The sequence below is a fragment of the Parahaliea mediterranea genome, assembly GCF_003402235.1.
GTDB lineage: Bacteria > Pseudomonadota > Gammaproteobacteria > Pseudomonadales > Halieaceae > Parahaliea > Parahaliea mediterranea.
Genome location: NZ_QEWO01000003.1, coordinates 123,692 through 141,970, shown reverse-complemented (window position 1 = coordinate 141,970; position 18,279 = coordinate 123,692). Strand labels below are relative to the sequence as shown.

Here is an 18,279-nt window from a genome sequence, read left to right as displayed (position 1 = left end):
ACTGAACCAAGGAGCAGGACATGAAAGCAGTAGTCTGCAGCGAATACGGCATGGCCGACAAACTGAAACTGGAGAGCGATTGGCCGGCACCGGAGGTGGGCAAGGGCCAGGTGGTGATCGACATCAAGGCGGCGGGACTTAACTTCCCCGATGTGTTGATGATGCAGGGCAAGTACCAGACCCAGCCGGAATTGCCCCATGTTGTGGGCGGCGAATGTGCCGGCGTGGTGAGTGCTGTGGGTGAGGGTGTGACCCGGGTCAAACCCGGCGACAGAGTGATCGCTATGGTGGGCTGGGGCGCCTTTGCCGAGCAGATTGCCGCTAGCGAGTCGGTGGTGTTTCCCATGCCGGATGGCCTGAGCTTTGAGCAGGCGGCCGGGGTTGGCGTCACCTATTTCACCTCCTACCACGCCCTGGTGCAGCGGGCCAACATCCAGCCGGGCGAAACCCTGCTGGTACTTGGCGCCGCCGGCGGTGTGGGCGTTACCGCCATCGAACTTGGCAAATTGCTGGGTGCGAAGGTAATCGCCGCCGCCAGCTCCGACGAGAAGCTGGAACTTTGCAAGCAGCTTGGCGCCGACGAGGTAATCAACTACTCAGATGGCTCGCTGAAGGACAAGCTCAAGGAGCTCACCGGCGGCAAGGGCGTGGACGTGGTTTACGACCCGGTGGGTGGCGACTTCAGCGAGCCGGCCCTGCGCAGCATGGCCTGGAAGGGGCGCTACCTGGTGATTGGCTTTGCCAGCGGCCCGATCCCCACGCCGCCGCTGAACCTGACTCTGCTCAAGGGCTGCTCCATTGTCGGCATTTTCTGGGGGCGTTTTACTATGGAGGAGCCGGAGCTCAACCTGGCCAACATCCAGGCCCTGTGGAAGTACTTTGCCGCCGGCAAGTTGAACCCGGTGGTCACCGATCTGTTCCCGCTGGAAGAGTACGAAGCGGCCTACAATTGCATGATTGAGCGCCGTGCCCGCGGCAAGGTGATCCTCACCATCGCCAGTTGAACCAACCCAGGGGGGCGTCTGATGCAGGGCTTTGTCTTTAACACCACGCCGCAAATCCAGTGCGCCCCCGGCAGCGCACTGGCGCTGGCCGAGAGCTGCCGCCGGCTGGGGGTGAGCCGCCCCCTGCTGGTGACCGACCCGCAACTGATGGCCATTGGCCTGGTGGCTCCGGTGCTGGCGGCGCTGGAGCAGGCCGGCGTGCCGGCCCTGGTGTTCGACCAGGTGCGGGAGGACCCGCCCGAGGCAACAGTGCTGGATGCCACCGACCTGGCCCGCCAGCAGGGCGCCGACGGGGTGATAGCCGTTGGTGGCGGCAGCTCCATGGATGTGGCCAAAGTGGTGGCTGTACTGCTCGGCGGCGAGCAGCCGCTGGCAGAGCTGTACGGCGTTGACCAGGTGCGCAATGCGCGCCTGCCGCTGATGCTGGTGCCAACCACCGCGGGCACCGGCTCGGAAGTCACGCCAGTGGCCATTGTCACCACGGGTGAGACCACCAAGGCGGGTATTTCCTCCCCGGTGCTGCTGCCCGATGTGGCGGTGCTGGATGCCGACCTGACTCTTGGCCTGCCGCCGGCGGTGACCGCCATGACCGGCGTGGACGCCATGGTGCACGCCATCGAGGCCTACACCACCCGGCACCGCAAGAACCCGATCTCCGACAACCTGGCCCGCGAGGCGCTGGCCCTGCTGGCGCGCAACATCCGCACCGCCGTCAGCGACGGCGGCAACCGGCAGGCCCGCGGCAACATGCTGCTGGGCGCCTGCCTGGCCGGGCAGGCCTTCGCCAATGCGCCGGTGGCGGCGGTACACGCCCTGGCCTACCCGCTGGGTGGCCACTACCACATTCCACATGGGTTGAGTAATTCCCTGGTGCTGCCGAGTGTGCTGGCCTTCAACGCCCCACAGGCTGCACCGCTCTACGCCGAACTGGCGGATATTGTGGTGGGGGGCAAGGGGGGTGCCAAATTAGGTGGCAAGGTGAGTGGTAGCGACGAGGCCAAAACCGCCGCCCTCATCCATGCACTGCGCACCCTTATCGACGACCTCAAGCTGCCGGCCACCCTGGCAGCCGCCAAAGTGCCAGAGGCCGACCTGCCCATGCTGGCCGCCGATGCCATGCTGCAACAGCGGCTGCTGGTGAATAACCCGCGCGAGGTGAGCGAGGCCGACGCCCTGGCCATCTACCGCGCCGCCTACGGGGCGGCAGGCGGAGGCGCCGCATGAGCCTGCCCACCCGCGCCGACTACCGGGTGTTCTACCCCATCACCACCCGCTGGTCAGACAACGACCTCTACGGCCACGTCAACAACGTGGTGTATTACGCCTACTTTGATTCCGCCGCCAACCGCTACCTGATCGAGGAGGGCGGGCTGGACATCCAGGCGGGGGAGATCGTCGGCTTTGTGGTCAGCTCCGGCTGCGAATATCACGCCCCCATCGCCTATCCCGAGCGTATCGAGGCGGGCCTGCGGGTGGAGAAGCTGGGCAACAGTTCGGTGCGCTACGGCATTGCCATCTTCCGGGAGGGCCGTGCTGAGGCCGTGGCCCACGGCCATTTTGTGCATGTGTTTGTGGAGCGCGCCGCCAATCGTTCCGTGGCCATCCCGGACCGGCTGCGCCAGGCCCTGGCCGCCATCAGCGTGCAGGGCAGCACCGGTAGTTAGAGCCGCTAGCGCCGCTCGTGCAGGGTGAGCAGCACCAGCACCACAAAAAACACAAAGGCACTGAACAGGGCCGCCAGCGGCCCGTGAATCTGGTATAGAAAACCGGCCACAATCGGCCCCGCCACAAACCCCATGGCGGGGCAGGCACTCACCAGCCCTGCCACCGCGCCCTGTTCCTCGGAACTCACCGCCAGCGAGGCACCGGCGGCCACCGCCGGCATGGACACACCCAGCCCAACGCCAACAAAGGCCATGCCCACTGCCAGCACCGCAAAGCGGTCGAAGGCGGCGATGATGCCGGCGCCAAACAGCAGGGCCACCAGCCCCAGGCGCAGGAACTGGGTGGCGCTGAGTTTCAGGTGCTGCATCAGCGTCATCTGGGCGGCAAAGGTGAACACCGCCGAGATCATCAGCGCCGCGCCGGTCATCTGTGCGGTCTGGATGCCGTTCAGCGCCAGCTTGTCCTGCAGCAAAAAGCCCAGGGTCTGCTGAATGCCGGAATAGCCGACAAACAGGCCAATGGCGCTCAGCAGGTAGTGGCGCACCCGGGGGTCGGTGAAGCGCAGAGACAGGCGGCGGCTGCGGGCGGTCAGGTCTTCTTTCGGGGTGGGTGGCAGCAGCTTCCACACCGCAAAGCCGGCCAGGGCCGATAGCCCGGCGGCAAAATACAGCGGGGCCAGCAGGCCGAAGGTGGCCAGGGCCCCGGAAACCGCGGGGCCTAAAATGGTGCCCAGGCTATTGGCGGTGCCCAGGCGAGCCATGGTGCGGGTGCGGGTGGCGGGCGCGCTGTTGTCGGCGGCGTAGGCGGTGCTGGCCGGATTGGTGGCTGACATCACAATCGACTGGCTGCAGCGGGCCAGCAGCAGCACCGCGTACAGGGCCAGGCCGCTTAATGCCCCGGCGAGCCCGGCGTAAAACACGCTGGTAAAAAGCAGGGTGCCCACGGTGTAGCCCGCAAGGCCAGTGATGATCACCGGCTTGCGCCCCACCCGATCCGAAAAGCGCCCCCAGTAGGGGGAGGCCAGGGCAAACACCAGGGCGGACAGGGCGATGATGGAGGTGATCTGCAGTTCCCCCAGGTTCACCTCGCGCCCCAGCGGCGCCAGAATGGCGAACACCAGCGACTGGCCGATCCCCGTGGCCATCAGGCCGAGAATCAGGACGGTGGTCTGGCGCAGGTCGAGCTGTTTGCTGGCCAGTGTACTCACGGCGTTGGCATCAGGCCTTGTCCAGGGCGCTGCCAACCTTGCCAAGACCCGGCATCAGGGCGGGGTAGCGCACCGGGAACAGGCGGTTGATGATCGAAATGAACTTGGCGTCGCCGCCAATCAGCAGGCGCTTCTTGCGCTTCTCCACTGCGCGAATGATCTGTGCGGCGGCGCTCTCGGGGCTGGTGCGGGCGAACTGTTCAAACACCTGGCCGCGCTCGTCGGGGCTGAGGTCGGAGGCGGCGCTGCGCGCGCGGCGGGCGATGTTGGTACGGATGCCGCCGGGATGCACGCAACACACATGCACCGGGCTGCCTTCCATTTCCTGGCGCAGGGCCTCGGTGTAGCCACGCACAGCGAACTTGGCCGCGTTGTAGGCGGATTGGGTGGGCACGCCGATCATGCCGAAGATGGAGGAAATATTGACCAGGTGCCCCTGGGGGCTCTGCCCGAGCAGGGGCAAAAAGGCCATGGTGCCGTGTACCACGCCCCAGAAGTTGATGCCCATCAGCCACTGCACATCTTCGTAGCGGCATTCGTCCACCCGGTCCGACAGGCCCACCCCGGCATTGTTGATCACAATGTCGATGCGCCCCTCGCGCTCGCCGATAGCCGTGGCCCAGGCGTCCACCGCGGCCTTGTCGGCCACGTCCACCCGCCGGGTATCCACGGCGGCGCTGCCGCTGAGGGCGGCGCGGGTTTCCGCCAGGCCCGCCTCGTCGACGTCCGAGAGATAGAGGGCGCAGCCCTCGCTGTGCAATTGCATGGCCAGCGCCCGGCCGATGCCGGAGCCGGCGCCGGTGACGGCGGCGATCTTTCCCGTGGTGTACGGCATGGTTGTCCCCTGTTGATTGTTATGTGGGTGCGGTGGTGCGCGCGCGCCGGCTTGGTAATATCACCAATTGCCGGCTGAGGACGGCATCTGCCGGGACTTCGTCTGGACACTCCCGGCGGCTTCACCTAAAATTGCCTGCCAGATTTCACACGCCCGGTCGGCCCCGGGTTCCGTGTAGTCCCGTGAATAACCAGAGCTGATTGTATGCCAAAAAGCGAGATGCGGTTGCCCCATCTCGCTTTTTTTCGAGCGCCCGCGCGCCGGGGGTTCGAGTAACAATCACTCAGAAGTCTGATGGAGGTGTCCTTGACCAGTCCGGCCCTGTTAGCCCTTGAGGATGGCAGTATTTTCAAAGGTGTGGCCATCGGTGCTGAGGGCAGCGCCGTTGGTGAGGTGGTGTTCAACACCGCGATGAGCGGCTACCAGGAGATCCTCACCGATCCTTCTTACGCCCGCCAGATCATTACCCTGACCTACCCGCATATCGGCAATACCGGTACCAACCCCGAGGACGAGGAGTCCGCCGAGGTCTGGGCCTCGGGCCTGGTGATCCGCGACCTGCCGCTGCTGGCCAGCAACTACCGCAACCAGGAGGATCTTTCCACCTACCTCAAGCGGCGCAACGTGGTGGCCATCGCCGATATCGATACCCGCAGCCTGACCCGCATCCTGCGCGAGAAGGGCGCCCTGAACGGCTGCATCATCGCCGGTGACGCCATCGACGAAGCCCAGGCCCTGGCCCAGGCGCAGGGTTTTGCCGGCCTCAAGGGCATGGACCTGGCCAAAGTGGTGAGCGTCAAGGACAGCTACCGCTGGAGCGAAGGCAGCTGGACCCTGGGCGAAGGCCACAGCCAGCCCGCCGAAGCCGACTTGCCCTACCACGTGGTGGCCTACGATTACGGCGTCAAGCGCAACATCCTGCGCATGCTGGTGGATCGCGGCTGCCGCCTGACGGTGGTGCCGGCCCAGACCCCCGCCAGCGAGGTGCTGGCCCTGAACCCCGATGGTATCTTCCTGTCCAACGGCCCGGGTGACCCGGAGCCCTGCGACTACGCCATTGCCGCCATCCAGGACATTCTGGAAACCGACGTGCCGGTGTTTGGCATCTGCCTCGGCCACCAGTTACTGGGCCTGGCCAGCGGCGCCAAAACCATGAAGATGGGCCACGGCCACCACGGTGCCAACCACCCGGTGCAGAACCTGGATGACGGCACTGTGTTGATCACCAGCCAGAACCACGGCTTTGCGGTGGACGAGGCGAACCTGCCGGCCAACCTGCGGGTGACTCACAAGTCCCTGTTTGATGGCACCCTGCAGGGCATTCACCGCACCGACAAGGCGGCCTTCAGCTTCCAGGGCCATCCCGAGGCGAGCCCCGGGCCCCACGACGCCGCCCCGCTGTTTGACCACTTCATTGAACTGATTCAAGCCAGAGCAGGAACGCAGTAGCCCATGCCAAAGAGAACCGACATCCAAAGCATCCTGATCCTGGGCGCCGGTCCCATCGTTATCGGCCAGGCCTGCGAGTTCGACTACTCAGGCGCCCAGGCCTGTAAAGCCCTGCGGGAAGAGGGTTACCGGGTCATCCTGGTGAACTCCAACCCGGCCACCATCATGACCGACCCGGCGATGGCGGACGCCACCTACATCGAGCCCATTGAGTGGCAGACGGTGGCCAACATCATCGAGGCCGAAAAGCCCGACGCCCTGCTGCCCACCATGGGCGGCCAGACCGCGCTCAACTGCGCCCTGGATCTGGCCAAGCACGGCGTGCTGGAAAAATTCGGCGTGGAGATGATCGGCGCCACCAAGGAAGCCATCGACATGGCGGAAGACCGCCAGCTGTTCGACAAGGCCATGAAGCGCATCGGGCTGGAGACGCCCCGCGCCTCCACCGCCCACAGCCTGGAAGAAGCCTTCCAGGTGCTGGATTCCATCGGCTTCCCCTGCATCATCCGCCCCTCCTTTACCATGGGCGGCTCCGGCGGCGGCATCGCCTACAACCGCGACGAGTTCGAGGAGATCTGCCTGCGCGGGCTGGATCTGTCCCCCACCAAGGAACTGCTGATCGACGAGTCACTGATTGGCTGGAAAGAGTACGAGATGGAGGTGGTGCGCGACAAAAACGACAACTGCATCATCGTCTGCTCCATCGAGAACTTCGACGCCATGGGCGTGCACACCGGTGATTCCATCACCGTGGCCCCGGCCCAGACCCTCACCGACAAGGAGTACCAGATCATGCGCAACGCCTCGCTGGCGGTGCTGCGTGAAATCGGCGTGGAAACCGGCGGCTCCAATGTGCAGTTTGGCCAGTGCCCCGAAACCGGCCGCCTGGTGGTGATCGAGATGAACCCGCGGGTGTCGCGCTCCTCGGCGCTGGCTTCCAAGGCCACCGGCTTCCCCATCGCCAAGGTGGCCGCCAAGCTGGCCATCGGCTACACCCTGGACGAGTTGCAGAACGACATTACCGGCGGTGCCACCCCGGCGTCCTTCGAGCCGGCCATCGACTACGTGGTCACCAAGATCCCGCGCTTCGCCTTCGAGAAATTCAACGCCGCCGACCCGCGCCTGACCACCCAGATGAAGTCGGTGGGTGAGGTGATGGCCATCGGCCGCACCTTCCAGGAGTCGGTGCAGAAGGCCCTGCGCGGCCTGGAAGTGGGTTCCGCCGGCTTTGAGCACAAGATGGACGTGGACAACCCGGACCTGCGCGACGAGCTAATCGGCGAACTGGTCAACCCGGGCCCGGACCGTATCTGGTACATCGGCGACGCCTTCCGCGCCGGCATGAGCGTGGAAGAAGTCTACGGCCACTCCGGCGTGGACCCCTGGTTCCTGGTGCAGATCAAGGACATCGTCGATACCGAGAACAGCCTGAAGACGGTAAACCTCGCGGATATCGACTCGGGAGCCATGTTCCGCCTCAAGCGCAAGGGCTTTGCCGACAGCCGCCTGGCGGTGTTGCTGGCGGTTACCGAGGGCGAGGTGCGCAAGCACCGCCATAGCCTCGGCATTCGCCCGGTGTACAAGCGGGTTGATACCTGCGCCGCGGAGTTTGCCTCCGCCACTGCCTACATGTACTCCACCTACGAGCAGGAGTGCGAGGCAGCCCCCACCGAGCGCGACAAAATCCTGGTGCTGGGCGGTGGCCCCAACCGCATCGGCCAGGGCATTGAATTCGACTACTGCTGTGTGCACGCGGCCCTGGCCATGCGCGAGGACGGTTACGAGGCCATCATGGTCAACTGTAACCCGGAGACTGTGTCCACCGACTACGACACCTCCGACCGCCTGTACTTCGAGCCGGTGACCCTGGAAGACGTGTTGGAAATCGTCGCCCTGGAAAAACCCAAGGGTGTGATTGTGCAGTTTGGCGGCCAGACCCCGCTGAAACTGGCCCGGGCCCTGGAGGCCCAGGGCGTGCCCATCATCGGCACCACCCCCGACGCCATCGACCGCGCCGAAGACCGCGAGCGCTTTCAGCGCATGATCCAGAAGCTGGAGCTGCGCCAGCCCGCCAACACCACCGTGCGCAGCGTGGACGAGGCAGTCGCCGCCGCCGAAACCATCGGCTACCCGCTGGTGGTGCGTCCGTCCTACGTGCTGGGCGGCCGGGCCATGGAGATCGTCTACCGCGAGGAAGACCTGCTGCGCTACATGACCAACGCAGTGCAGGTCTCTGAGGACTCCCCGGTGCTGCTGGACAGCTTCCTGTCCGCCGCGGTGGAAGTGGATATCGATGCGGTCTCCGATGGTGAACAGGTGGTGATTGGCGCCATCATGCAGCACATCGAACAGGCCGGGGTGCACTCCGGCGATTCGGCCTGCTCCCTGCCGCCCTACAGCCTGCCCGCTGACGTGCAGGATGCCATGCGCGAGCAGGTGCGGCAGATGGCGCTGGAGCTCGGCGTGCGCGGCCTGATGAACGTGCAGCTGGCCTGGCAGGACGACGAGATCTACGTGATCGAGGTGAACCCGCGTGCCTCGCGCACCGTGCCCTTTGTGTCCAAGTGCATCGGCACCTCCCTGGCCAAGGTGGCGGCGCGCTGCATGGCCGGCCAGAGCCTGGCGGACCAGGGCTTCACCGACGAAATCGTGCCGCCCTACTTCTCGGTGAAAGAAGCGGTGATGCCCTTCAACAAATTCCCCGGCCAGGATCCCATCCTGGGCCCGGAAATGCGTTCCACCGGTGAGGTGATGGGCACAGGCGATACCTTCGCCGGCGCCTTCGCCAAGGCGCAGCTGGCGGCCGGCGACCCACCGCCGCGCTCCGGCACGGCCCTGATCAGCGTGCGCGATGTCGACAAGCCCGGCGCCGTGCGCGTGGCCAAGGCCCTGGTGGAACTGGGCTTCGACCTGGCCGCCACTGGCGGCACCGCCAACGCCCTGGAGGCCGCCGGGCTGACCGTGCGTCGCGTAAACAAGGTACTTGAAGGCCGCCCGCACATCCTTGATATGATCAAGAACGACGAAGCCGACTTCATCGTCAACACCACCGAGGGTCGCCGCGCCATTACCGACTCTGCGCCCATTCGGGCCAGCGCCGAGGCGCACCGGGTGTTCTACACCACCACCCTGGCCGCCGCCGAGGCGGTGTGCATGGCCCTCAAGCAGGAAAGCGACAAGAGCGTGCGCCGCCTGCAGGATTTGCACGCCAGTATTGGGAGTAACGCAGCATGAGTAACGTGCCGATGACGGTTTCCGGTGAAGCCGCGCTGCGCGCAGAACTGGAGCGCCTGAAGAAGGTTGAGCGCCCCCGCATCACCGCGGCCATTGCCGAGGCGCGGGAGCACGGCGACCTGAAGGAAAATGCCGAGTACCACGCCGCCCGCGAGCAGCAGAGCTTTGCCGAGGGTCGCATCATGGAGATCGAAGGCAAGCTGGCCAGTGCCCAGGTCATTGATGTCACCACCATTCCCAAAACCGGCAAGGTCATCTTTGGCACCACCATCGACCTGATCAACCTGGAAACCGACGCCACCGTGACCTACCGCATCGTCGGCGACGACGAGGCCGACGTGAAGAACAACCTGATTTCCGTCAGCTCACCCATTGCCCGCGCCCTGATCGGCAAGGAAGAGGGTGATGTGGTCATCGTGCGTGCCCCGGGTGGCGATGTGGAGTACGAGATCGACCAGGTGCATCACCTCTGAGGTTGCCGCGCGCAACCGACTACGCAAACGGGCGCCCTATGGCGCCCGTTTGCGTTTACAGGTCGATACTGAATTCCAGGCCGTAGGTGCGCCCGCGGGCGTACATACGGGTCAGTGAAAACACTGTTGTTTCGTTGGGGTAGTACTCCTCGTCCAGCAGGTTTTCGGCAAACAGCGAGGCGCTGATGTTGCTGTCGCCAAGGCGGATGCCGGCCAGGCCCAGCCGCGCGCCCACGCGCCAGTAGCCGTCCAGGTAGCGCTCTTTATTCAGTGGCACTGCATTGCCCTCGGCATCGCGCAGGGTGTTGGCAGTGAGGGTGGTGTCGCCCTGGTAGGCACCGTCCACGCGGCCGTAGACCTGCAGCCCGTTGCTGAAGGCCGGGGCATAGTACTGGGCGGACAGGCGCCCGGTGGTTTTGGGGACGAAGGTCTGGTCCACGTCGTCGGTAATGTCCACAAAGCCGCCGTCGGCGGTGCGCTGCAGGTATTCCTCGTACTCGTGGTCGATGTAGCCCAGCGAGGCCGACAGCACCAGGCCCTCCAGCGGCAACCATTCAACCTCCGCCTCGGCGCCCTGGATGGTGGCCTCGCCGGCGTTGTCGAAGAATTGACGGCCGTTCAGGAAGGCCTGCAATTGCAGGTCTTCGTAGTCGCTATAGAAGGCGGCCAGGTTGAGGCGCAGGCGGTTGTCCAGCAGCTGTGACTTCACGCCGATTTCGTAGGAGATGAGGGTCTCCGGCTCGAAGGGAATGCCGCTCAGCAGCCCGCCGGATACATAGCCGGTAGACACCTTGGCGTAGGTGGTGATGTCGGCGGTGGGGCGCCAGGTGGCGATGCCGGTGTAGGTCAGTTCCTCGTAGTCGACCTTGTAGTTGCCAAGGCCCAGCACGGCACCGGTGGCGCCGGCCAGTGAGTCGATGTCGATTTCCCGCCTGTCGGAGGTATAGCGCAGGCCGCCGGTCAAATCCACGCTGTCGCTCAGGTGCCAGGTGAGTTGGGCATAGGCCGCTGCCGAATCGTTATTGGCGGTGGTGACGGTGGTGCCGCTGCCAAACAGCGGGTCGAGAACGGGGTTGGCGGTCACCACGCCGCCTGCCACCGGCTGGAAGATGCCCAGCACGCTGCGCGCCGGTGATTCCTCCTCGAAGTAGAACAGGCCGGTGACCAGGTCAAACTGGTCGCTGGAAATCTGCAGTTGCAGCTCCTGGGTGAACTGCTCCTGGCTTGTGGAGCGGGCCGTCAGCAGGGAGAAAAAGCTGTCGTTGGGGCCGGGCTGCACTGCCGGGTCCAGAATGCCGGGCACGTTGCCACCGAGCAGCGCCAGGAACTGGGCCTCGGTAAAGCGCACGCCGCCAGTGGCGCCCAAGTCGTAGATGTTCGGGTCCTGTTCCAGTTCGCGCCAGCCGGTGATGCTCTTGAGCGTTGTGCTGTCGTTGATGTCCCAGGTCAGGGTCAGGTTGTGCCCCAGGGTTTCCACTCGCTCCAGGCTGGAGGCCGCGGCCACGGCGCCGAGCTGGTCGGTGGCGATATTGGTGATGCCGCCGGTCAGTGGCTGGAAGGCCAGCACCGCGCCCCATAGCTGGCCGGTCTGGTCCGGCAGCGGTGCCACCACCTGCTGTGGGTTGCCAACGGTTTCGGCGTCGGTGTAGTCGAAGCGGTAGTCCACCGTGAGGCGGTCGGTGACATCGTACTGGGCGGCAAAGTGGAAGGCGTTGACTTCTTTGCCGCCGAGTTCGTCGGCGTAGCGCAGGCGGCCAAAACCCGGTGCGCGGGCGCTGACGTCAATGCGCTGCCCGCCAATGAGGTTGTCGGCGTAGCCGCCGATTTCATCATAGAGGTAGCTCAGCTTGGTGCGCAGGCCATGCCACTCGGGCAGGTTGAGGGTGATTTTGCCGCGGCGGGCGTCGTCGTTGCCCACCGAGGCATTGGCGCTGATGCCGAATTCCCCGGTGGGGGCGGCGGTCACAATGCTCAGCGCGCCGGCGGTGGCATTGCGCCCGAACAGTGTGCCCTGGGGCCCGCGCAGCACTTCCACCCGCTCGATGTCGGCCAGGTCGAAAATGGCGCCGACGCTGCGCCCGACGTAGATGCCGTCAACGTAGACCCCGACCTTGGGGTCCACCGCATTGTCGGAGGTGCCCGAGGTGACGCCGCGAATGGCCATGGCGGGGGTGGACTGCTGGCCCTGGTTGGTGATGTTCAGGTTTGGCGCCAGGGCCGACAGGTCTTCAATGTTGGTGATGCGCATTTGCTGGATGTCTTCTGCGCCAAGGGCGGTGACCGCAATCGGCACTGACTGGAGGTTCTCTTCACGGCGCTGGGCGGTCACCACGATTTCCTCCAGTGCGCCCCCGCGCCCGATAGCCTGGCTCGGTTCGCTCGCGGCAGGGTCAGTCTGGGCATTGGTCTGCAGGGCTTGGGCCGGCAGGGTCTGGGCCAGTGAGAGGGCAGCCAGCGCGGTGAGTGCGCAGCGTATTGGGTGTTGAGGCAGCGTGGTCATGATGGTTATCCCGTTGTCGTTATTGCAGGCGTAGCGAAGCCCCAGGGCGCGCCTTTGGCTCAAAGGCCAGTGCGCCGTTGTCGGGGCGGTCTTGGTAGAGCGGTGTTGTTGGGGGCCGGTGAGGGCCCGGTTGCTCAGGCGGCGTCGAAGTACTCGCCCAGTGACCACATGGTGTCCTGGAAGTCGGGGCCGTGCCGGATCCCCAGCTCTTCGCGCACCGCGTCAACGGTCCAGTCGAACATTTCCTCGTAACGCGGCATGAAAATGCCCGTGGTCATCTGTTCGCCGATGCGCTGGCCTTCACCGAGGGCTTTGTACAGTGGTGGCAGCAGTTGCGGATAGTGGCAGCCAAAGCGGGCGATACCGGTGGACAGCAGCAGGTTGGACACCACTGACATGTGTTCCATCAGTTCTAGCCCCAGTACCTTCAGCATGTTGGTTTGGCGGGCGGCGATCAGGGCGAACTCCCCGAGGGGATCGTAGCGGTAGCCGATCACCACATGCTCAATGTCGTGGGTCTGGCTGTGGCGGCGCATGAAGTAATCGTAGTCGGTGGCGGTGTTGTCAAAGGGTAGAAAGTCCGCCTGCAAACCCTGTTCGGCCAGCATTTTCTGGTACTCCCTGCCCAGGGTGCCTTCTGGCAATTCGGCCAGGGCCTGCATGTCGTGGGGAATCAGGTAGCGGGCTTCAAACCAGGCGTTCAGGTCGGCGTCTTTTTTACGCGCTTCACCGAACAGGCGGTTGATCTCGTCAATGTCGTCGAGGCCGCGGAAGATATCGATAATTTCCAGCGGGCCGCCGTAGTGATCCATGTCCGGCCCATTGCGGCGCAGTGATTCCACCGCTACCCAGTGGCGCAAGCGCGGGTCGTTCAGGTACTTGGAGGTGCTGCTGAGCATGGTGCTGGTGCCCAGCTTGCGCGGGTCCAGCAGCCGCTGGTTGGCTGAATAGCCGGGTACGTCGGTCATGGCGAGATCCTCGCGGTAGCCTGGTTCTAATCTTTATGTCCGGTATTAGAGGGTAGGGGCCGCGGCGGGGGAATGGAGGATGCGGTGGAGGGCTTGCACAATTGCGCGCCGGCGCTGCGCGGCAGCCGCTGGTTTATCAACTTTTACCGTCGCGGATCTGGGTGGGTGACCAGCCAGTGAGCTGCTTAAAGCGGCGCGAGAAAAACATGGGGTCGTCGTAGCCAACCTCGGCGGCGATAACCTTCACGGCCTTGTCGCTGCCCTGCAGCAATTCCCTGGCTTTTTGAATGCGCAGCTGGTCGCGCCAGCGCATCAGGTTTTCACCCATCTGGCTTTTGAACAGGGCGTTCAGGGTAGAGGGTGCTGCATTGGCGGCGGCCGCCACCTGCTCCACCGTGGTCTTCTCGGTGTAGTGGGCCAGCAGGTAGTCGCGGGCGGCGACCACCCGCCGGTCCAGGCTTTCCCGCTGTTGCTGGGGGCGTTGCTCGTCACACAGCAGCAGCACCTGCTCCAGCAGGTTGAGGTGCAGGGCCTGGCTGTGGCGCGACTGGGAGTGGGCGATATCGATAATGCGCCCGAAGGATTCGGTGATGTAGCCGGCAACGCGGGCGTCGCTGATTGCCTCGCCTTGCAACCGGCCTTCCACCAGGCCGCTGCGCAGCAGGGCCTGCCAGTGCTGGGGCGGGTAGAAGGCGCTGTTGAAAAGGCTGCAGGCGCGCCCGCGATTGGCGCACTGCACCAACAGCTGGCTATCGGGCGGCACCAGCAGCAGGGCCGGGCTGTGGGCGCCCAGTACCAGCTGGCTATTGTCGCTTTGCAGCAGGCACTCGCCGCTGGCGGCGTACAGCAGCAGCCAGGACCCCGCCGGGGTGTGCAGGGGGCGCGGGAAGTCCGGCGCAGGGGCCGGCAGCAGCTCAATGTGACTGGTAACAACCTGGTGGGTCAGCAGAAAGCGGTGGTAGAAGTGGGCCCAGGCCCGGCTCTGGAACTGCATTGCCAGTTCCGGGTAGTTGTTCCAGTTGAGCCCCTCCAGCGGCAGGCCCAGTTCATCGAGGGTGTCCGCCAGCAGCTCGTGGCGCTCATCCAGGTCGAGCTGGTCGAGGTTGAGCATGGCGGTCACCGGCAGGGTGAGGGTGTCGCCAAGCAGGTCGACAAACTGCCGGGTCTGTTCCAGAAAGGCCGTGTCGGCGTCGTCAGACTGCAGGGCCGCCACCAGGGCATTGGCCAGCGAAATCAGGGCGGCCCGGGTTTGCGGTATGTGGTTGGGGCTGGCGGTCACGGTGCTTCCGATGGGTTTGCTGTCAGGGCTTGTCAGTAGGGGTCAGGGCTTGGCAAGCCGGCTGATGGCGTCGCTTTTCACCTGGTCGACCGCGGCGGCCATGGCGGCCATATCGCTGCCGGGGGGCGCCTGGGCCACCTCCCGGAAGTGGACCTTGCTGCCCTCGCCATCGGCTTCAAGGGTGATGGTCCACACGGTGTAGGCACCAAGGCCCTGCAGAGGGCCAAAGGGCGCCTCCAGGCGCAGCAGGGTGCCCTCGCGCACCATCAGCACCCGGCCGTGGGCCACCGAGCCGCCTTGCCACTGCTCCAGCCACAGGCCACCGGCGCGTGCCTCAAGGCTCAGGGCCTTGGCATCGCCCGCATAGCTGTGGGCCGGGTTCCACCAGCGTGCCGGGTGAATCAGCCGCTGCCACAGGGCCGCGGTATCCAGCGTCGAGCGGGCGCTGTGCTGCAGCACAAAATGGGTATCCGAGGCGCTCACTACCTCCGCCCGCAGCAGTGGCGCGAACAGCAGCAGCCAGAGGCTGAGAAAAAGGCCGGTCGGGTGCATGTCGGGACTCCCGCGCAATGGGTAGTGCGCCATACTAGCCCGGCAGGCGGCGCGGCAACAGGGGCTGTGGGGCGCAGGGTCAGGCCGGCGCCAGGTGGTACCGGTCGCGGCCGCTGTCCTTGGCGTGGTAGAGGGCCTCGTCGGCCCGTTTTACCACGGTTTCAAAACTGTCATCGCCGTTGTACACGGCAACCCCGGCGCTGACGGTGACCGGGGTTTGCTCGCGTACCCGCGCCAGAATGCGCTGGGCAATGGCTTCGGCGTCCTGCAGGGCGGTCCTTGGCAGCACCACCATAAATTCCTCGCCGCCGTAGCGCACAATCAGGTCCTGGCCGCGCGAACACTGGCCGAGGGCCTCGGCCACTTTTACCAGTAGTTCATCGCCGGCACTGTGGCCATGGGTGTCGTTGTAGCGCTTGAAAAAGTCGATATCCAGCAGAATCAAACAGAAGGGGTCGCCGCTGCGCTGGGCGGCGGGGAACAGCATTTCGGTGTGCAGTGCCAGCCGGCGGCGGTTGCCGACCCGAGTGAGGGGGTCGACCAGGGCCGACTGCCGGTTCTCGATTTTCAGGGCGATGTTTTCAATCAGCACCCGGGTGTGGCGGCGGGTGTGAATAAGCAGCTGGACATAGCCAAAGCAGAGAATGGCCACCGCAATGTAGAACAGGGGCTGCTGCAGCAGCAGGAACTTGCCGATGATGGAGAACATCACCAGGCTCAAAAAGGCCACCACCTGCACGTAGGAGGTACTCAGCACCAGCACGCCGCCGGTGGCCAGCAACATGAAGACAAACGCGCAGAGCAGGGTGCCGATCACGGCATTGTTGCCGTAGGGCAGGTAAATCACCGCCACAAAACCGGCGTAGGCAATGACGCTGGCCAGGGCCATGTAGCGGTCCCACTTCAGGGCGTCGGCTTCGGTGATACGCCCGGCGCGCTTGTTTTGCCCGTAGCGCAGTGACAACCACAGGCGCGGCAGGTTGGCGATCACCACGCCCAGCAGCCAGTAGCGGGCGGCGAGGGGGCTGGCGTAGGTATTGGCAATGAAGAACAGCAGCGCAATGGCGGCGGATACGCCGATGTAGCCGGTGCGGACATTGGCGTACAGGATTTGCACGCGCTCCATGTCGAGTTCCGGGCTGTGCGGTAGCTTGCTCTGGTCCATGCCATCCCCTGGGTTGCCCCGCCCGGCCAGTCCCGGCCGGTGCGTCCACCTTTTTTATTGTTGCTGGCATTGATCATCGCAGCGACGGGCGTCGGGGACAAGCCCGCCGCCTGTGGCGATGGGGGGTACAGTCGCACCCATTCTCCATGCCCTTTGCTCAATCTGCCATGTCCACCGAGCGCGTTGGCGCCTACAGTGACACCAAGGACAAGGAGGAGCTCCCATGTACGATTTGATAATAAGAAATGCGCGCATTTGCGACGGCAGCGGCACAGCCGCCTATCGCGGTGCGCTGGCTGTGAGCGAGGGCCGCATTGCCGCCATTGGCACCCGCATCGACGGTGATGCGCGCACGGTGGTAGACGCTGGCGGCAAGGTGCTGGCCCCGGGCTTTATCGACCCCCACACCCATTTTGATGCCCAGATCACCTGGGACGGCCTGGCCACGCCCTCGCTGGAGCACGGGGTGACCACCGTCATCAACGGCAACTGCTCACTGACCATGGCGCCAGTGCGGGCCGAGCACCGGGCATTCGTGGGCGCCGTATTCCGCCAGATTGAGGAGATGCCCGCCGCCGCCTTCGACGCCGGCATGCGCTGGAATTGGGAAACCTTCGAGGAATACCTGGCGGCCTTTCGCGACAACCTCGGCATCAACGTCGCGACCCTGGCCGGCCACAGCATGCTGCGCCTGTGGGTGATGGGCGAGGCTGCCCGCGAGCGTTCGGCAACTGGGGAGGAAGTTGCCCGCATGCAGGATCTGCTGCGGGAGTGCCTGCAGGCCGGTGCGCTGGGCCTGTCCACCAGTTGGGTGGACATCGACCACGAGCACCGCCCGGTGCCCTGCCGCCTGGCGGCGCCCGAAGAGCTGGACGCCCTGTGCGCGGTGCTTGGCGAATACGGGGCCATCATGCAGGTGGTGCCGGAATTCTGGGACCCGGACCTGCTGTGCGCCCGTATCGACATTCTCGGTGAGCTGTCGCGGCGTCACGGCATTACCGTCAGCTTCTCGCCCCTGTTCGATTCCAACGCCACCCCGGAGCTGGTGCCGCGGGCACTGGAGCGGGTGCGGTTGCAGACCGCCTACGGCGCGCGCATTGTGCCGCAGATGCAGACCCGCCCCATCGACGTGACCTTCGAGTTTGACGTGCCCACCTCGGTGTTCAGCACCCGTCCCACCTGGTGGGCGACCATCCTCAAGAGCGCGGATGAGACCCTGGCGGACTTCCAGAACCCAGCCATTCGCAAACAGCTGGTGGACGAGGCCTACAACGCCATGCACCCCATCGCCATGGAGGTGCATTTCCCTGATTTTATAGTGCGCCGCTGCCACCTGCCGCACAACCGGGCGCTTGAGGGCCGCAGCCTGAAGGACATTGCCGCCGAGCGCGGCTGCGACCCGGTGGAGCTGATGCTGGATCTGGCGGTGGAGGAAAACCTGCAAACCTGCTTCAGCGCCGTGGCCGTGGGCCACAACAACCTGGCGCGCATCACCGGCCCCCTCAGCGACCCGCTGGTGCAGGTGGGCTCCGGCGACGGCGGCGCCCATGTCACCCGCTTTGCCACCTACGGCGACACCGGCTATCTGTTCAGCTGCTTTGTGCGCGAGGCAGGCGCCCTGAGCCTGGAGCAGGCGGTGTACAAACTCACCGGGCAGATTGCCCGCAACTGGGGCCTTGCCGACCGCGGCGAATTGCGCCCGGGCCTGGCGGCGGACCTGGTGCTGTTTGACCCGGATACCATCGATCGCGGCCCGGAAATCGCCGTGGAGGACCTGCCCGGCGCCGGCTACCGCTACCTGCGCCGCGCCAGCGGTGTGGAGCAGGTTTATGTGAATGGCCAGCTGGCCTACAGCGCCGAGGCTGGCTACGCCGATGCCCGCGACGGCAAGCGCTACGGCAAAATAGTATCCGGCGCCCGCCCGTCGGCGGCCTGACAGGGAGACAAG

At 65.2% G+C, this 18,279-nt stretch carries 14 protein-coding genes; 7 read left to right on the top strand and 7 right to left on the bottom strand.

The features are described from left to right. The first annotated feature begins 20 nt into the window (after positions 1 to 20). From DDZ17_RS10085 to DDZ17_RS10075, 3 genes are read left to right on the top strand one after another with little or no spacing between them, the layout of a single operon-like run. The gene (locus DDZ17_RS10085) at positions 21 to 1,004 is read left to right on the top strand and encodes an NADPH:quinone oxidoreductase family protein (protein ID WP_116366452.1); all 984 of its coding nucleotides are present in this window, start codon (positions 21 to 23) and stop codon (positions 1,002 to 1,004) included. A 21-nt stretch (positions 1,005 to 1,025) separates the two neighbouring features. Beyond that, the gene (locus DDZ17_RS10080) at positions 1,026 to 2,228 is read left to right on the top strand and encodes an iron-containing alcohol dehydrogenase (RefSeq protein WP_116366450.1); all 1,203 of its coding nucleotides are present in this window, start codon (positions 1,026 to 1,028) and stop codon (positions 2,226 to 2,228) included. Further along, the gene (locus DDZ17_RS10075) at positions 2,225 to 2,668 is read left to right on the top strand and encodes an acyl-CoA thioesterase (RefSeq protein WP_116366448.1); all 444 of its coding nucleotides are present in this window, start codon (positions 2,225 to 2,227) and stop codon (positions 2,666 to 2,668) included. The genes DDZ17_RS10080 and DDZ17_RS10075 overlap by 4 nt, the downstream gene beginning before the upstream one ends. Positions 2,669 to 2,673: 5 nt before the next feature. Here the strand turns inward: DDZ17_RS10075 and DDZ17_RS10070 are convergent, their stop codons facing one another. Next, a complete protein-coding gene (locus DDZ17_RS10070) occupies positions 2,674 to 3,876 on the bottom strand; it encodes an MFS transporter (RefSeq protein ID WP_241505855.1) in 1,203 nt (400 codons plus the stop codon). Positions 3,877 to 3,886: 10 nt separating this feature from the next. Beyond that, a complete protein-coding gene (locus DDZ17_RS10065; protein ID WP_116366446.1) occupies positions 3,887 to 4,711 on the bottom strand; it encodes an SDR family NAD(P)-dependent oxidoreductase in 825 nt (274 codons plus the stop codon). Between the two features lie 306 nt (positions 4,712 to 5,017). On the opposite strand from DDZ17_RS10065, the gene carA reads away from it, so the two are divergent. The 3 genes from carA to greA are packed head-to-tail and all read left to right on the top strand — an operon-like array spanning position 5,018 to position 9,867. After that, complete coding sequence (gene carA / locus DDZ17_RS10060) at positions 5,018 to 6,160, top strand: glutamine-hydrolyzing carbamoyl-phosphate synthase small subunit (RefSeq protein WP_116366444.1); 1,143 nt, start codon at positions 5,018 to 5,020, stop codon at positions 6,158 to 6,160. Positions 6,161 to 6,163: 3 nt separating this feature from the next. Further along, positions 6,164 to 9,394, top strand: coding sequence for a carbamoyl-phosphate synthase large subunit (gene carB, locus DDZ17_RS10055; protein WP_116366442.1), 3,231 nt, complete (start codon positions 6,164 to 6,166; stop codon positions 9,392 to 9,394). Beyond that, positions 9,391 to 9,867, top strand: a complete 477-nt coding sequence (gene greA / locus DDZ17_RS10050) for a transcription elongation factor GreA (RefSeq protein WP_116366440.1) — start codon at positions 9,391 to 9,393, stop codon at positions 9,865 to 9,867. Before carB ends, greA begins: the two co-directional genes overlap by 4 nt. 55 nt (positions 9,868 to 9,922) lie before the next feature. Here the strand turns inward: greA and DDZ17_RS10045 are convergent, their stop codons facing one another. The 5 genes from DDZ17_RS10045 to DDZ17_RS10025 all read right to left on the bottom strand — a co-directional run bounded on the left by DDZ17_RS10045 (position 9,923) and on the right by DDZ17_RS10025 (position 16,331). Continuing rightward, complete coding sequence (locus DDZ17_RS10045; RefSeq protein ID WP_206613515.1) at positions 9,923 to 12,367, bottom strand: TonB-dependent receptor; 2,445 nt, start codon at positions 12,365 to 12,367, stop codon at positions 9,923 to 9,925. Between the two features lie 134 nt (positions 12,368 to 12,501). Continuing rightward, positions 12,502 to 13,335 carry a Coq4 family protein gene (locus DDZ17_RS10040; protein ID WP_116366438.1) on the bottom strand — a complete coding sequence of 278 codons (834 nt, stop codon included), beginning with the start codon at positions 13,333 to 13,335 and terminating at the stop codon, positions 12,502 to 12,504. 136 nt (positions 13,336 to 13,471) lie between these two features. Beyond that, the gene (locus tag DDZ17_RS10035) at positions 13,472 to 14,614 is read right to left on the bottom strand and encodes a helix-turn-helix domain-containing protein (protein ID WP_116366436.1); all 1,143 of its coding nucleotides are present in this window, start codon (positions 14,612 to 14,614) and stop codon (positions 13,472 to 13,474) included. Positions 14,615 to 14,656: 42 nt separating this feature from the next. Then, positions 14,657 to 15,166, bottom strand: coding sequence for an SRPBCC family protein (locus DDZ17_RS10030; RefSeq protein ID WP_116366434.1), 510 nt, complete (start codon positions 15,164 to 15,166; stop codon positions 14,657 to 14,659). Between the two features lie 79 nt (positions 15,167 to 15,245). Beyond that, positions 15,246 to 16,331, bottom strand: a complete 1,086-nt coding sequence (locus DDZ17_RS10025) for a GGDEF domain-containing protein (protein ID WP_116366432.1) — start codon at positions 16,329 to 16,331, stop codon at positions 15,246 to 15,248. Positions 16,332 to 16,554: 223 nt separating this feature from the next. Between DDZ17_RS10025 and DDZ17_RS10020 the strand changes: the two genes are divergently transcribed. Continuing rightward, positions 16,555 to 18,267, top strand: a complete 1,713-nt coding sequence (locus DDZ17_RS10020; protein WP_116366430.1) for an N-acyl-D-amino-acid deacylase family protein — start codon at positions 16,555 to 16,557, stop codon at positions 18,265 to 18,267. Positions 18,268 to 18,279 lie beyond the last annotated feature (12 nt).

What these genes read in the sequence shown, in the direction of transcription:
- greA (WP_116366440.1), top strand. Translation starts at nt 9,391, where the DNA reads ATGAGTAACGTGCCGATGACGGTTTCCGGTGAAGCCGCGCTGCGCGCA.
- DDZ17_RS10040 (WP_116366438.1), bottom strand. Translation starts at nt 13,335, where the DNA reads ATGACCGACGTACCCGGCTATTCAGCCAACCAGCGGCTGCTGGACCCG.
- DDZ17_RS10065 (WP_116366446.1), bottom strand. Translation starts at nt 4,711, where the DNA reads ATGCCGTACACCACGGGAAAGATCGCCGCCGTCACCGGCGCCGGCTCC.
- DDZ17_RS10025 (WP_116366432.1), bottom strand. Translation starts at nt 16,331, where the DNA reads ATGGACCAGAGCAAGCTACCGCACAGCCCGGAACTCGACATGGAGCGC.
- carB (WP_116366442.1), top strand. Translation starts at nt 6,164, where the DNA reads ATGCCAAAGAGAACCGACATCCAAAGCATCCTGATCCTGGGCGCCGGT.
- DDZ17_RS10030 (WP_116366434.1), bottom strand. Translation starts at nt 15,166, where the DNA reads ATGCACCCGACCGGCCTTTTTCTCAGCCTCTGGCTGCTGCTGTTCGCG.
- DDZ17_RS10085 (WP_116366452.1), top strand. Translation starts at nt 21, where the DNA reads ATGAAAGCAGTAGTCTGCAGCGAATACGGCATGGCCGACAAACTGAAA.
- DDZ17_RS10045 (WP_206613515.1), bottom strand. Translation starts at nt 12,367, where the DNA reads ATGACCACGCTGCCTCAACACCCAATACGCTGCGCACTCACCGCGCTG.
- DDZ17_RS10075 (WP_116366448.1), top strand. Translation starts at nt 2,225, where the DNA reads ATGAGCCTGCCCACCCGCGCCGACTACCGGGTGTTCTACCCCATCACC.
- DDZ17_RS10080 (WP_116366450.1), top strand. Translation starts at nt 1,026, where the DNA reads ATGCAGGGCTTTGTCTTTAACACCACGCCGCAAATCCAGTGCGCCCCC.
- DDZ17_RS10020 (WP_116366430.1), top strand. Translation starts at nt 16,555, where the DNA reads ATGTACGATTTGATAATAAGAAATGCGCGCATTTGCGACGGCAGCGGC.